Source organism: Arthrobacter sp. Y3225209 (assembly GCF_059090685.1).
Window position 1 is genome coordinate 173906 of the sequence record NZ_JBNHFW010000002.1, and the last position, 14089, is coordinate 187994.

Sequence of the window (14089 nt, forward strand, 5' to 3'; positions counted from 1 at the left end):
CCGCGTACAGTGGAAAGGGAGCCTGCACAGGCCACGGGGACGGGAAAGGACGAAAGAAGCACAGATGTATGTTGACCACCTGTCCCTGACCGGATACCGGAGTTATCCCCAGCTGGACGTCCGGCTTGAGCCCGGAGTGACCGTGTTCGTCGGGCCCAACGGCACCGGCAAAACGAACATTGTTGAAGCGATCGGCTATTTGGCCGGGCTTTCCTCGCACCGTGTCAGCAGTGACGCGCCGCTGGTCAATTTCGATGCAGCGCAGGCACTGATCCGGGCGCGGCTGGTCCGCGGATCCCAGGCCACCGGCGTCGAACTGGAAATCAACCCCGGACGCAGCAACCGCGCCCGCATCAACCGGGCCAATCCCGTTCGTGCCCGGGACATTCTGGGTCTGTGCAAAACGGTGCTGTTTGCCCCGGAGGACCTTGCCCTGGTCAAGGGCGATCCAGGGAGCCGACGGCGGTTCCTTGATGAGCTGATCGTTTCCCTGGTCCCCCGCCACGCCGCAACCCGTTCGGACTATGAACGGGTCCTTAAACAGCGCAACGCCCTGCTGAAATCGGCACGCGCCGCCGGCCGTTTCACCTCTGCCCATGAGGCAACGCTCGAAGTCTGGGACCAGCACATGGCAGTTGCCGGCGCCCAGCTGGTGGCGGCACGGCTGGAGGCACTGCAGCGTCTGCAGCCGCACCTGTCAGACGCGTACCGGGATCTGACGGACGGCTCGAAAACTGCCCGGGCGGTCTACCGGTCCACGCTGCAGGGTTCGGTCAATGACGACGGCGCCGTGGAAGGCGAACAGGATCCGGACGAGCTGTACGGCCTGGACGTGCCCGCCCTGACCGAGCGGTTCCTGGCTGCCTTCACCGCAAACCGGCGGCGCGAACTCGACCGGGGCATCTCCCTGGTGGGTCCCCACCGTGACGAGCTGGAACTGATCCTGGGCCAGGCGCCGGCGAAGGGCTATGCCTCGCACGGGGAAACCTGGTCCTTCGCCCTCGCGCTGCGGCTGGGCTCGTATTACCTGCTCACCAGTGACGATCCCACTCCGGGCGCAGGCCCCATCCTGATCCTGGACGATGTTTTCGCCGAGCTGGACGTGCAGAGACGGCGCAGGCTTGCCGGAATCGTCGCCGGCGCCGAACAGGTCCTGGTCACTGCTGCCGTGGGAGATGACATCCCCGAAGCACTGGCCGGCCGGATCATCACTGTGGTTCCCGGAGGCATCAGTGTGCCCGTTGCCTGAGGCTGATCCGCCGCTGCCCCCGTCAGGGGCGGGCGGTTCCCGGTTTGAGGACGCCGATGACCGGCCGGACGCCGCGCGGGAACAGCTGAACCGGATGCGCCAGGCCGCCCAGGCGCGCGGAAACCAGCGCACCCCGGCGACGCGGCGCAAGACCGGCCGCCGCCAGCAGATGCCTTTTGTCCCCGGCGAATACGTGGGACGGGACCCGCAGGGCCTGGGCAAGGTCTTCACGCGTTTTGTCAGCGAACGCGGCTGGAACTCCCCCGTGGCGGTGGGATCGGTCATCTCCCGCTGGGAGGAACTCGTGGGCAGCGAGGTCAGTGCCCACTGCACGCCTGAATCGTTCTCCGACACCACCGTGCAGGTCCGCTGCGATTCCACCGCCTGGGCCACCCAGCTGCGGCTGTTGCGGGACACCCTGATTGCCCGGTTCGATGCGGAACTCGGTCCCGGCGTCGTCACGAAAATAGACGTGATTGGCCCGGCCGCGCCAAACTGGCGCAAGGGCCTGCGCAGCGTCAAGGGCCGCGGTCCACGGGACACCTACGGATAAACCTGCGGACAAGCAGGAACAGCTTCCGGGCACCTGGCGCAGTCCGGCGGGCCGAAATCAGTGCCCGGACAGGAGCCGCCTGGGGGCCGGGAAACCCCCTGGAGCGTATCCGGCCCTATCCAGGGCGCTCCAATTCGCTGCAAAGCGTCATTATTGGCTTGTCAGAGGGTGTTTTGGACATGTTTGCCGCCTCTGGCGCGGTAGAATTGAGAGTGGAGATGCCTGTCCGCTGGGGAGGCTCAATTCTGACGAACACAAGAGGAGTCGACAGCACCTGTGGCTAACGACAATGAGATGGACAACTCAGAGGTAACACCAGAGGACCATAGTGCCCCGGAAAAGGCCACCCCCGTGGAATACGGCGCTAATGAAATTACGGTCCTTGAAGGCCTTGAAGCCGTCCGTAAGCGCCCCGGCATGTACATCGGTTCCACCGGCCCGCGCGGCCTGCACCACCTGGTCTATGAAGTGGTGGACAACTCGGTGGACGAGGCGCTGGCGGGCTACTGCGACCACATCGAGGTTGTTCTGCAGGCCGACGGCGGCGTGCGCGTCACGGACAACGGCCGCGGCATTCCCGTAGATATGCACCCCACCGAGGGAATTCCCACGGTGCAGGTGGTCATGACCATCCTGCACGCGGGCGGCAAGTTCGGCGGCGGCGGCTACGCTGTGTCCGGCGGCCTGCACGGCGTTGGCATCTCCGTGGTCAACGCCCTCTCCGCCCGGGTGGAGACTGAAGTGCGCCGGCAGGGCTTCGTCTGGCGCCAGAGCTTCGCCAACGGCGGGCATCCCGTGGGCGAGCTGCGCAAGGGCGAGCAGACCGAGGAAACCGGCACCACCCAGACGTTCTACCCGGACCCGGAGATCTTCGAGACCACCGAGTTCGACTTTGAAACCCTGCGCGCGCGTTTCCAGCAGATGGCCTTCCTGAACAAGGGCCTGCGGATCCGGCTGACCGATGAGCGCACGCTGGAAGAGGAAGCCGAAGAGATCACGGATGCTTCCGAGACGGCCGAAGATGCTGCGCCGAAGCACCGCAGCGTGGATTACCTCTACGCCGACGGTCTGCTGGACTACGTCAAGCACCTGAACTCCTCCAAGAAGGTCGAGGTTGTACACAACGACGTCATTGCCTTCGAAACCGAGGATTCGGATAAGAAGATGGCCGTGGAAATGGCCATGCAGTGGACCACCGCGTACTCCGAGAGCGTCCACACCTACGCGAACACGATCAACACCCATGAAGGCGGAACCCACGAAGAGGGTTTCCGCGCCGCCATGACGTCCCTGATCAACCGGTATGCGCGCGAGAAAAACATCATCAAGGAAAAGGATGACAACCTCACCGGTGACGACATCCGTGAGGGCCTGACCGCCGTTATCTCGGTCAAGCTTGCCGAACCGCAGTTCGAGGGCCAGACCAAGACCAAGCTGGGCAACTCCGAGGTCAAGGGCTTTGTGCAGCGCGTGGTCACCGACCAGCTCGGTGACTGGTTGGAGCGCAACCCGGGTCCGGCCCGCGATGTCATCCGCAAGTCCATCCAGGCCTCCCAGGCCCGGCTCGCGGCCCGCAAGGCGCGCGAATCCACCCGCCGCAAGGGGCTGCTGGAATCCGGCGGCATGCCGGGCAAGCTCAAGGACTGCTCCTCGAAGGACCCCTCGAAGTCCGAAATTTACATTGTGGAGGGTGACTCGGCCGGCGGTTCCGCCGTTCGCGGCCGCAACCCCGAAACCCAGGCCATCCTGCCGTTGCGCGGCAAGATCCTGAACGTGGAGCGCGCCCGTCTGGACCGCGCGCTGAGCAACGCCGAAGTCCAGGCCATGATCACCGCCTTCGGCGCGGGAATCGGCGAGGACTTTGACGTGGAGAAGGCCCGCTACCACAAGATCGTGCTGATGGCCGATGCCGACGTTGACGGCCAGCACATCACCACGCTGCTGCTCACGCTGCTGTTCCGCTACATGCGCCCGTTGATTGAAAACGGCTACGTGTACCTGGCCCAGCCGCCGCTGTACCGCATCAAGTGGTCCAACCACGCCCACGATTACGTCTACAGCGACCGGGAGCGGGACGAGGTTATTGCCCGCGGCCTGGCCAACAACCAGCGCCTGCCCAAGGACAACGGCATCCAGCGTTACAAGGGCCTGGGCGAGATGGACTACACCGAGCTCTGGGACACCACCATGGACCCGGATCACCGCACGCTGCTGCAGGTCACCATGGATGACGCGGCCGCCGTCGACCAGGTCTTCTCGGTCCTGATGGGCGAAGACGTGGAGTCCCGCCGCAGCTTTATCCAGCAGAACGCCAAGGACGTGCGCTTCCTGGACATCTAGCAGTACCGGGAACCGGCCCCGCAGCCGGTGGGCAAGGACTTAGCGAACTTAGAACGGAAGCAGAACCAATGAGTGATGAGACTCCCGAGGTAACCGGGGACGAGACTCCCCTGGCCGGGACCGCACTGACTGACCGAGTCGAGCAGATTGACCTGCAGACCGAGATGCAGCGCTCCTACCTTGACTACGCCATGGCGGTCATCGTCGGCCGCGCCCTGCCGGACGTAAGGGACGGCCTGAAGCCCGTGCACCGCCGCGTGCTCTACGCGATGTTCGACGGCGGCTACCGCCCGGACCGCTCCTTCAACAAGTGCGCCCGCGTGGTCGGCGAAGTCATGGGCCAGTACCACCCGCACGGCGACTCGGCGATTTACGATGCCCTGGTCCGCCTGATCCAGGACTGGACCATGCGCTACCCGCTGGCGCTGGGCCAGGGAAACTTCGGTTCCCCCGGTAACGACGGCGCAGCCGCCCCGCGGTACACGGAAACCAAGATGGCCCCGCTGGCCATGGAAATGGTCCGGGACATCGACGAGGAAACCGTCGACTTCCAGGACAACTACGACGGCCGCAACCAGGAACCGACCATCCTGCCCTCCAGGTTCCCGAACCTGCTGGTCAACGGTTCCTCCGGTATTGCCGTGGGCATGGCCACCAACATTCCCCCGCACAACCTGCGGGAGGTGGCCGACGGCGTGCAGTGGTACCTGCAGAACCCGGACGCCCCGAATGACGTCCTGCTTGAGGAACTGATCCGCCGCGTCAAGGGTCCCGACTTCCCCACCGGCGCCACGATCCTGGGCCACAAGGGCATTGAAGACGCCTACCGCACCGGCCGCGGCTCCATCACCATGCGCGCCGTGGTCAACGTGGAGGAACTCCAGGGCCGTACCTGCCTGGTGGTCACCGAGCTCCCCTACCAGGCCAACCCGGACAACCTTGCAGTCAAGATTGCCGAACTGGTCAAGGACGGCAAGATCACCGGCATCGCCGACATGCGCGATGAAACCTCCGGCCGCACCGGCCAGCGCCTGGTAATTGTGCTCAAGCGCGACGCCGTGGCCAAGGTGGTGCTGAACAACCTCTACAAGCACACCCAGCTGCAGGAAAACTTCGGCGCCAACATGCTGGCCATTGTGGACGGCGTGCCCCGCACCCTGTCCCTGGACGCCTTCATCCGCCACTGGGTCACCCACCAGCTCGAGGTCATTGTCCGGCGCACCCGCTACCGGCTGCGCAAGGCCGAGGAAGCAGCACACATCCTGCGCGGCCTGCTCAAGGCCCTGGACGCCCTGGACGAGGTCATCGCCCTGATCCGCCGCTCCTCCACCGTGGAGGATGCCCGCACCGGCCTGATGGGCCTGCTGGAGATCGACGAGATCCAGTCCCAGGCCATCCTGGACATGCAGCTGCGCCGCCTGGCCGCACTGGAACGCCAGAAGATCCAGGACCAGCACGCCAAGCTCGAAGCCGAAATCGCCGAATACAACGTCATCCTGGCCTCCGAGGAGCGCCAGCGGGCGATTGTCAGCGAGGAACTGCAGGAAATCTCCGACAAGTACGGCGATGACCGGCGCACCAAGATCCTCATGGGCTACGACGGCGACATGAGCATGGAAGACCTCATTCCCGAAGAGGAAATGGTGGTCACCATTACCCGCGGCGGTTACGTAAAGCGGACCCGCAGCGACAATTACCGCCAGCAGGCCCGCGGCGGCAAGGGCATCCGCGGAGCCCAGCTGCGCGGCGACGACGTCGTTGAGCACTTCTTCGTCACCACCACCCACCACTGGCTGCTGTTCTTCACCAACCTGGGCCGCGTTTACCGGGCCAAGGCCTACGAACTGGCCGAGGGCGGCCGCGACGCCAAGGGGCAGCACGTAGCCAACCTGCTGGCCTTCCAGCCGGATGAGCACATTGCCCAGGTCCTCGCCCTGCCGGACTATGACACCGCCCCGTACCTGGTGCTGGCCACCAAGCGCGGCCTGGTGAAGAAGACCCGCCTGGCGGACTATGACACCAACCGCTCCGCCGGCGTCATCGCCATCAACCTGCGTGACGGCGACGAACTGGTCTCCGCCCAGCTGGTCTCCGAAACCGATGACCTCATGCTCGTTTCAAAAATGGGCCAGTCACTGCGCTTCACCGCCACCGATGAGGCGCTGCGGCCGATGGGCCGGGCAACCTCCGGCGTCACCGGCATGAAGTTCCGCGAGGATGACGAACTCCTGGCGGCCGACGTCGTCACCGAGGACTCCTTCGTCTTCACCGTGACCGAAGGCGGCTACGCCAAGCGCACCAGTGCGGATGAATACCGGGTCCAGGGCCGTGGCGGTCTCGGCATCAAGGTCGGCAAGCTGGCCGAGGACCGCGGACACCTGGTCGGTGCCATGGTGGTACAGGAAGAGGACGAAGTCCTGGTGGTGATGCAGGGCGGCAAGGTGGTCCGCTCCTCCGTGACCGGTGTGCCTGCCAAGGGCCGCGACACCATGGGAGTTATCTTCGCCAAGCCGGATAAGAATGACCGCATTATCGCAGTTGCCCGGAACTCCGAGCGGGACCTGGCGGTAGTGGAGGACGAGGACGGCGAGGGCGTAACTTCCGAGCCGGCTCCGACATCCGAGGGTGTGGAACCTGTAGCCCCCTCGGGCGATGAAGTACCGTTGTCTACAGACAAAACGGCTGAGCCAGATGCACAGCCGGAACAAGATGGAGGTAACGAGTGAGCTCGACCAACTCAAGCCCTAGGTCGTCCTCGGGCGGCGGACCGCGGGTGAAAACCCCCGCCCGTCCCGCCCAGCGTCCTGGAGGCGGTCAGAGCGCCTCGGCCAACCGCCAGCCGCTGGTAAAGCCCGTTCCGAAGGCCAAGGCCCGCAAGGCGCGCCTGCTGGTCAGCAAGATCGATCCCTGGTCCGTCCTGAAGATGGCGTTCCTGCTGTCCGTGGCCCTCGGCGTCGTTACCGTGGTGGCAGCCATTGTCCTGTGGACCGTCCTGGACCTGACGGGGATCTTTGACCGTGTCAATACCCTGTTGGGTGAGATTGCCGGTAGCGAATCCGGCGGATTCGACCTGCGTGACTTCGCCTCCCTGGGTCAGGTGGTCTCCTTTGCAACCATCATTGCGGTGGTCAACGTTCTGCTGCTGACGGCCCTGTCCATGCTCGCTGCAGTGCTGTACAACATCGCCTCCACTCTCGTGGGCGGCATTGGCGTCACCCTGACGGACGACTGATTGTGCCGGTTCCGGACGGGCTGTGACAGCCCGTCCGGAACCGAAAAACACCTCGATTTGGCGCCGCGCGGAAGGTGCGGTAAAGTCATATCTCGGCCCGAAGAGGTTCGGGGCGTATAGCTCAGGCGGTTAGAGCGCTTCGCTGATAACGAAGAGGTCCCAGGTTCAAGTCCTGGTACGCCCACGGAACACCTTGAAAAAGGTGGACCACAACGGTAAGGAGAATTCCGTGAAAAAGTTGCTCGCACTAGCGGCGGCAGCGGCCGCGGGAATCTTCGCTTTCAAGAAGTGGCAGGAAGCTGCCGCAGAGAAGACCGTATGGAAGGAAACGACCGACAAGGTCGAATAACTTCGAAGAATTATCTGGCACACAGACCGGAAACGGTAGGTTATACTGGATAAGTTCTCATTTCGGGGGCATGGCGCAATTGGTAGCGCACCTGCTTTGCAAGCAGGGGGTTCGGGGTTCGAGTCCCCGTGCCTCCACCGAAACAGAAGGTCCCCGCTCTCCGGAGCGGGGACCTTCTGCGTTAAACGGCAGACCCGGAATCCCGGCCCCGGCAACGCGCTGCACTGCACTACTGTTGGCCTGTGAATATTTTCCTCGCCCTGGTGGGCGTGCTGGGTGTCTCAGCATCCGGGCCCATCATGGCGGCTACCGCCGCACCGGCCCTGGCCATCGCTTTCTGGCGCAACGCCATCGGCGCCGTATTGATGGGTGCCCCTGCGGCAGTTGTCCACCGGCGCGCCTTCCGGGCGCTTACCGGGCGGGACTACAAATGGACGGCCGTGGCAGCCATTGCCCTGGCCCTGCACTTCGCCTGCTTTATCACTGCCCTGCAGATGACCTCTGTGGCTGCGGCAACGGCACTGGTGTGCCTGCAGGCAGGGTGGATCGCCCTGTTCAACGTGCTGCGCGGCATCCGGGTGGCGCCCGTGGTGCTGGTGGGGCTGGCAGCGGCCTTCGCCGGCGTCGTCGTCATTTCCGGATTCGACCTGGGACTATCCCGTGAAGCGCTGATCGGTGACCTGCTCGCCGTTGCCGGCGGCGCCCTGGCCGGCGTCTACACGATCGCCGGGGGCAAAGCCCGCGAAACGATGGCTACGGGGACGTACACCACGCTTTGCTACGGAGCCTGCGCCGTACTCCTGCTGGGCCTCTGTGCGGCCTTCAGGCAGCCGATAGTCGGTTTTCCACCGGCAGCATGGCTGGGGATCCTGGCCGTCACGCTGGTAGCCCAGATTCTGGGGCACACCGTGTTCAACCACCTGCTGGCAGTGATCAGCCCGCTGGTGGTGTCAATGATCATCCTGCTGGAAATCCCGGGGGCTGCCATCCTGGCGGCAGTGTTCCTCCACGAGCAGCTGCCGGCAGGCACCTATGCGGGGCTGGCCCTGATTCTGGCCGGTCTTGCCGTGGTGGTGGCCGGACAGGGCCGCAACCGCAGGCGCGCCGCCGCTGCCGCCCCCGCGGTTCCCCCGGCGCCGCCGGCCCTGGGCGGAGAGCTCTAGGGCGGGGGGCTCTAGGGCGGGGGGCTGCAGACAGAGAAGGAGGGCCCCGCAGGCGGGACCCTCCTTCTCTGTGTCTGCAGTTACCGTGTCTGCAGTTACCGGCGAACCGGCAAGCTGCGGACTACTTCTTGCCGGTGTTGTTCTCCGAGTGCGCGCCGGAAGGCTTTACAGCTTCCTTGGCTTCGCTGGCAGCTTCCTTGGTGTGCTTGCCGGCTTCGGAGACCTTGTCGCCGGAGCGGGAGGCAGCGCGCTCGGCTGCTTCCTTGATGCTCGCAACGGTTTCCTTGGTCTCGGAACCTGCGGTCTTGAGGTTCTCTGAAGCCTTGTCGGCTGCCTTGTCAGCGGGCGCGGCGGCGGGCTTCGGCTTGGGTACCTCAACGGGGGCCGGAGCAACCGGCTCGGCGGGCTTGGGCGCGGTAGCCGCCGGGCTGGAGGCCGGGGACGTGCGGGCCGGCTGGGGAGCCGGAGTCTTCCACGGGTCCTCGACCGGACGGGAGGCACGCCAGGCGGCAACGCCGGCTGTGAGGGCTGCGGCGATGATGCCGAAGATCAGCCAGCCCTTTCCACCCTTCTGGTTCTTCCGTGCCTTCTTGGCAGCCTCGGCGGCGGCCTTCTGTGCGCGCTTCACAGCCTTCTTGTTACCGGTCACCTTGGCGACGGCGGTCTGTACCGGCACGTTTGCGGCCGTGAGGCTGCGCGAGACGTTGTCGGCAGTTTCACCGATGCGGGTGGACAGGGTCGGAAGGAAATCATCCACCACACGGTCCTTGGCGGTGTTCAGCGCCGGAGTTGCCCGGTCCAGAGTGCTCTGGATCCGAGGGGTGGCTTCATCCACGGCATGGCTGATGCGCGGGCCTACCTTCTCCAGTCCGCCCTGAATACGGGGCGTGACGGTGGCAACGCCGTGGGCAATCTCGTCAGCGGCGCGCTTGATGCCGTCTTGGATTTTGGGAGAAGCAGTCTCTATCCCCTTCTCGATGCGCGGAACGGCCCAGCCTTTGGCTGCCTCGACCTTGGGCGTTGCCCAGTCCCGTGCGGTGCCAAGGCCTGCGGCGACGTTGGCTTCCAGATCATGCGTGATGCGGTCCTTCTTCAAAACTACCTCCCGGGATAGTGTCGTTTCAGCCTTAGCCTACGTGTTCCCGCGACTCTCTGCTATTGACAGCCCCAGCGAGGCCCGGTTTTCACTGTGCGCTGAACAATGCCGTTTCCGCCCATGTAAACAGGCGTCGTGGAAGAATGTCCTTATGACTGCTATTCCTACAGCAAAAGCAACCATCCACACGTCCATGGGTGACATCCGTGTCAACCTGTTCGGCAACCACGCGCCCAAGACGGTCAAGAACTTCGTCGGCCTGGCCACCGGTGAAATCGAGTGGACCGATCCGGCGACGGGTGAGAAGACCAGCCGTCCGCTCTACGACGGAACGATCTTCCACCGGATCATCAAGGACTTCATGATCCAGGGCGGCGATCCCCTCGGCCGCGGCACCGGCGGTCCCGGTTACCAGTTCGACGACGAAATCAATCCTGATCTGGACTTCTCCGCGCCGTACAAGCTGGCCATGGCCAACGCCGGAGTACAGATGGGCCGGGGCACCAACGGTTCCCAGTTCTTCATCACCTCCGTGCCCACCACCTGGCTGCAGGGCAAGCACACCATCTTCGGTGAAGTGGCCGACGACGAGTCCCGCGCCCTGGTGGACCAGCTCAACGCAGTAGCCACCGACGGCCGCGACAAGCCGACCGAAGACGTGGTCATCAACAGCATCACCGTCGAGCAGCTCTAGCCTGTCCGGCACTGCCCCGGCCGGATTCTCCGGCCGGGGCATTTCCTCTATCCGGGAGTTCTGAGCAATGTCATATGGTGTGCCGGCCGAGGTGCCGGCGTCGAAGGTACCTGTATGCCCCCGCCATCCGGATCGGGTCAGCTATATCCGCTGCCAGCGGTGCGGGCGCCCGGCCTGCCCGGAATGCCAGCACAATGCCGCAGTAGGCGTCCAGTGTGTGGACTGCTTCAATGCGCAGAAAAAAGACCAGCCGGTCTACCGCACCCCGTATGGAGGACAGGTAGCCCGGAACGGAAAACCCGTTGTCACCATCACCATCATGGCGGTCTGTGCAGCCGTATTCCTGCTGCAGCAGGTGGTGCCGTCCTTTACCTCCGCCTTCCAGTACGTTCCCTGGGCGACTGATGCCGAGCCGTGGCGGATGCTTACATCCGCGTTCCTGCACTCCCAGACCGGGATAGTCCACATCGCGTTCAACCTGTATGCGCTCTGGTTCCTGGGCCGCAGCCTGGAACCGCTCTTCGGCCGGACCAGGTTCGCGCTGCTGTACCTGATCTCGGCCTTCGGCGGTTCCGTGGGCGTGATGTACCTGGCCGCGGCAAACGTGGCCGTGGTGGGAGCTTCCGGGGCGGTCTTCGGGCTCTTCGGCGCGCTCTTTGTGGTAATCCGCCAGCGCCGCGGTGAACTTCGCTCCCTGCTGATCCTGCTGGGACTGAACCTGGTCATAGGTTTTGTTTTCCCCGGAATTGCCTGGCAGGCCCACGTGGGCGGCCTCCTTACCGGCGCAGCCTGTGCCGCCGTGCTGGCCTACGCACCCAAAGGCAAACACCGGACCGCGATCCAGTTTGCCGGGCTGGCAGCCATTGCGCTGGTGCTGGTGGCCGCTGCCGTGCTGTGGGCACCGCCGCTCTGGGTTTCACCGGTCTGAACCGCCGTACGGTCCCCGCTGTGCCCGCCGGTCAATCCGGCGGGCACAGCTGTTTAAGCCGAGGGAAGCCCGCAAAAGTTATCCACAGGGATACCCACAGTGTTAATAACTAACAGTGGTGTAGTTCTGGTTCGGTGGAGACCATCCACAGGGTTATCCATAGCCTGTGAAGACTTACACACATGTAATTCCACAGGTGTGGATAACCTCGATCCCTTTATTTGCAAGGAAGTTGGCAAAGTAACCCACAGAGTTTCCCACACCTGTGGATAACTCCGTGCACAAGCTGTGAACAACGTGGTTTAAGGGGATAGTGCGTGCCTGAGGCACAAAAAAACTCCCCGACGCCCGTTAGGGCACCGGGGAGCAGGGGTCCGCGAAGGGCTATCGCCAGCGGGTTGTCATAAGGAACCCGACGATGGCGATGCCGAATCCGACCAGAATGTTGCTGGCGCCCAGCGCCGGGATCGGGAACTGTCCCTGGGTGATGTAGTAGGTGATGATCCACAGCAGGCCGACGATCATCAGGCCGAACATGACGGGTTTGTACCAGACAGGGTTCGGCTTGGGCGCTGACGGTGCAGCAGCGGGGGCAGCAGCGGCCTTGGCGGACTTCTTGCGGGATTTGGACTCAGGCACGGATCCTCCTGGGGAACCGGCTTACACAAATGCCGGTGGTTTTGTAGTCGCGGACTGGGACGGGGCCGGTGCGCAGCGAGGCATTGCTGGTCAACACTGTCTGCGATGCGGCCTGCTCGGATGCTCCCCTTCCTGCCATCCTAGCGAATTCCCGGCGCAGAGTATCCTTGGTTCGTCGGACGGTGCCAGCTGTCCGAAACTAAGGAGAGTCCTTGGCCGAGTCCCCAGCCACCGAACAGGCCCGTCGCGGTGCCCGCAGCACACCTCCCCGGTACCGCAGGCAGTCCGGGGGCAAAGTGCGCATGGCCGTTCAGGTGGCCGGCGAACTGCTGATTACGGCAGGACTTATCCTTGTCCTCTTTGTGGCCTGGCAGCTGTGGTGGACGAACATTGAGTCCGGCCGTGCCCAGCAGGACGCCATCCGGGACCTGGTGCAGGATTTCGAGCTGCCCGCGGACGATCCGGCACCGGCCGGCCAGGACTACGGTGATCCGGTGGTTCTTGCTCCGGTGGATACCGAGGGCGACACTTTTGCCATTGTTTACGTTCCCCGGTTCGGTTCTGACTATGCCGTGCCGGTCAGCAGCGGGGTGGGCACAGCGGTCCTGGACCGGCTGGGACTGGGACACTACCCCGCCACGGCCATGCCCGGTGGCATAGGCAACTTTGCGGTGGCCGGCCACCGGCAGACCCACGGTAAATCCCTTGACGCCATCCACACCCTGGTGCCCGGCGACCGGGTTTATGTTCAGACCCGGGACGGGTATTACACCTACGTCTACCGCAATACCCAGGTGGTGCTGCCCAACCGGGTGGATGTGATCGCGCCCGTCCCTACGGATCCTGCCGCCGTACCCACCGAACGGTTCCTTACCCTGACCAGCTGCAACCCGCGCTTCGGTTCCCAGGAACGCATCATTGCCTATGCGGCGATGGACTCCTGGCTGCCGCTCTCCGCCGGTCCCCCGGCCGAGATAGCGGACACGGTTGCCGCCAACACCACCGGAGGTCGCTAAAATGTATGGATGGATCTTCCGGCACCTTCCGGGTCCGCTGTGGGTCCGGATTCTCCTGTCCGCGGTGCTGATAGCAGCGGCCGTGCTGGCGCTCATGGAGTATGTCTTTCCATGGCTCGCGGAGAACAGCTTCTTCCCCTCCTCTGAGGACTCAACGATTGGCGGTTCCTAGCACTATGAGCACCCGTATCCTGGTGATCGATAATTACGACAGTTTTGTCTATACCCTGGTGGGCTACCTTCAGGAGCTGGGCGCCGACACCACTGTTGTCCGCAACGATGACCTCAGCATCGGGGACGCGGTAAAGCTCGCTGCCGAACACGACGGTGTGTTGGTCTCCCCCGGGCCGGGTACACCTGCGGAGGCCGGCGTCAGCGTGGAGCTGATCCGCTGGTGCGGGGACACGGGAACACCCATGCTGGGGATTTGTTTGGGGCACCAGGCACTGGCAGAGGCCTACGGCGGGACGGTTACCCATGCCCCGGAACTGATGCACGGGAAAACCTCCCGGGTGGAACACGGCGGCCGGGATGTGTTTGCCGGACTGCCCAGTCCCCTGACCGCCACCCGGTACCACTCACTGGCTGCGGTGGCGGACAGCATTCCCGCTGATTTGGAAGTAACCGCACGCACTGCCAGCGGAATCATCATGGGCCTGCGGCACGCGGCGGCCCCCCTGTCCGGAGTGCAGTTCCACCCCGAATCAGTCCTGACCGAAGGCGGGTACCAGATGCTGGGCAACTGGCTCGAATCCGCCGGCCTCAGCGGGGCAGCGGCCCATGCCGCCACCCTCAGCCCGCTCATTTCAACCACCGCAGCGTCGGCGTAG

The 14089-nt window shown here is 64.3% G+C and carries 14 protein-coding genes and 2 tRNA genes; 14 read left to right on the forward strand and 2 right to left on the reverse strand.

The window, feature by feature from the left end; translation table 11 throughout:
* Nucleotides 1-64 precede the first annotated feature (64 nt).
* The 9 genes from recF to AC5RVB_RS02325 all read left to right on the forward strand — a co-directional run bounded on the left by recF (nt 65) and on the right by AC5RVB_RS02325 (nt 8886).
* Complete coding sequence (gene recF / locus AC5RVB_RS02285) at nt 65-1249, forward strand: DNA replication/repair protein RecF (protein ID WP_227928127.1); 1185 nt, start codon at nt 65-67, stop codon at nt 1247-1249.
* The gene (locus tag AC5RVB_RS02290; protein ID WP_423724602.1) at nt 1233-1802 is read left to right on the forward strand and encodes a DciA family protein; all 570 of its coding nucleotides are present in this window, start codon (nt 1233-1235) and stop codon (nt 1800-1802) included. The genes recF and AC5RVB_RS02290 overlap by 17 nt, the downstream gene beginning before the upstream one ends.
* 294 nt (nt 1803-2096) lie before the next feature.
* Entirely contained in the window at nt 2097-4142 is a 2046-nt protein-coding gene (gene gyrB / locus AC5RVB_RS02295; RefSeq protein WP_227903257.1) for a DNA topoisomerase (ATP-hydrolyzing) subunit B, read from the forward strand.
* Between the two features lie 68 nt (nt 4143-4210).
* Nucleotides 4211-6868 carry a DNA gyrase subunit A gene (gene gyrA, locus AC5RVB_RS02300; RefSeq protein ID WP_227903125.1) on the forward strand — a complete coding sequence of 886 codons (2658 nt, stop codon included), beginning with the start codon at nt 4211-4213 and terminating at the stop codon, nt 6866-6868.
* Complete coding sequence (locus AC5RVB_RS02305; protein ID WP_227903126.1) at nt 6865-7374, forward strand: DUF3566 domain-containing protein; 510 nt, start codon at nt 6865-6867, stop codon at nt 7372-7374. The genes gyrA and AC5RVB_RS02305 overlap by 4 nt, the downstream gene beginning before the upstream one ends.
* Nucleotides 7375-7484: 110 nt before the next feature.
* Nucleotides 7485-7558: transfer RNA gene (locus AC5RVB_RS02310), tRNA-Ile, on the forward strand.
* Between the two features lie 45 nt (nt 7559-7603).
* The gene (locus AC5RVB_RS02315) at nt 7604-7723 is read left to right on the forward strand and encodes a DLW-39 family protein (protein WP_494141848.1); all 120 of its coding nucleotides are present in this window, start codon (nt 7604-7606) and stop codon (nt 7721-7723) included.
* Nucleotides 7724-7787: 64 nt separating this feature from the next.
* Nucleotides 7788-7860 (forward strand) — tRNA-Ala (locus tag AC5RVB_RS02320).
* A gap of 105 nt (nt 7861-7965) precedes the next feature.
* Nucleotides 7966-8886 carry a DMT family transporter gene (locus AC5RVB_RS02325; RefSeq protein ID WP_494141849.1) on the forward strand — a complete coding sequence of 307 codons (921 nt, stop codon included), beginning with the start codon at nt 7966-7968 and terminating at the stop codon, nt 8884-8886.
* A gap of 121 nt (nt 8887-9007) precedes the next feature.
* Here AC5RVB_RS02325 and AC5RVB_RS02330 read toward each other — a convergent pair whose 3' ends face one another.
* On the reverse strand, nt 9008-9982 hold the full coding sequence (locus AC5RVB_RS02330) for a hypothetical protein (protein WP_227903129.1): 975 nt from the start codon (nt 9980-9982) through the stop codon (nt 9008-9010).
* A gap of 151 nt (nt 9983-10133) precedes the next feature.
* Between AC5RVB_RS02330 and AC5RVB_RS02335 the strand changes: the two genes are divergently transcribed.
* Nucleotides 10134-10676 (forward strand): peptidylprolyl isomerase, encoded by a 543-nt coding sequence (locus AC5RVB_RS02335; RefSeq protein ID WP_227903130.1) that lies wholly within the window; start codon nt 10134-10136, stop codon nt 10674-10676.
* A gap of 217 nt (nt 10677-10893) precedes the next feature.
* A complete protein-coding gene (locus tag AC5RVB_RS02340; protein WP_494141850.1) occupies nt 10894-11604 on the forward strand; it encodes a rhomboid family intramembrane serine protease in 711 nt (236 codons plus the stop codon).
* A 384-nt stretch (nt 11605-11988) separates the two neighbouring features.
* Here AC5RVB_RS02340 and AC5RVB_RS02345 read toward each other — a convergent pair whose 3' ends face one another.
* On the reverse strand, nt 11989-12243 hold the full coding sequence (locus AC5RVB_RS02345; protein ID WP_227903132.1) for a cell division protein CrgA: 255 nt from the start codon (nt 12241-12243) through the stop codon (nt 11989-11991).
* A 302-nt stretch (nt 12244-12545) separates the two neighbouring features.
* On the opposite strand from AC5RVB_RS02345, the gene AC5RVB_RS02350 reads away from it, so the two are divergent.
* From AC5RVB_RS02350 to AC5RVB_RS02360, 3 genes are read left to right on the forward strand one after another with little or no spacing between them, the layout of a single operon-like run.
* A complete protein-coding gene (locus tag AC5RVB_RS02350) occupies nt 12546-13259 on the forward strand; it encodes a class E sortase (RefSeq protein ID WP_290244814.1) in 714 nt (237 codons plus the stop codon).
* Between the two features lies 1 nt (nt 13260).
* Complete coding sequence (locus AC5RVB_RS02355; RefSeq protein ID WP_227903133.1) at nt 13261-13431, forward strand: hypothetical protein; 171 nt, start codon at nt 13261-13263, stop codon at nt 13429-13431.
* Between the two features lie 4 nt (nt 13432-13435).
* Complete coding sequence (locus tag AC5RVB_RS02360) at nt 13436-14089, forward strand: aminodeoxychorismate/anthranilate synthase component II (protein WP_227903134.1); 654 nt, start codon at nt 13436-13438, stop codon at nt 14087-14089.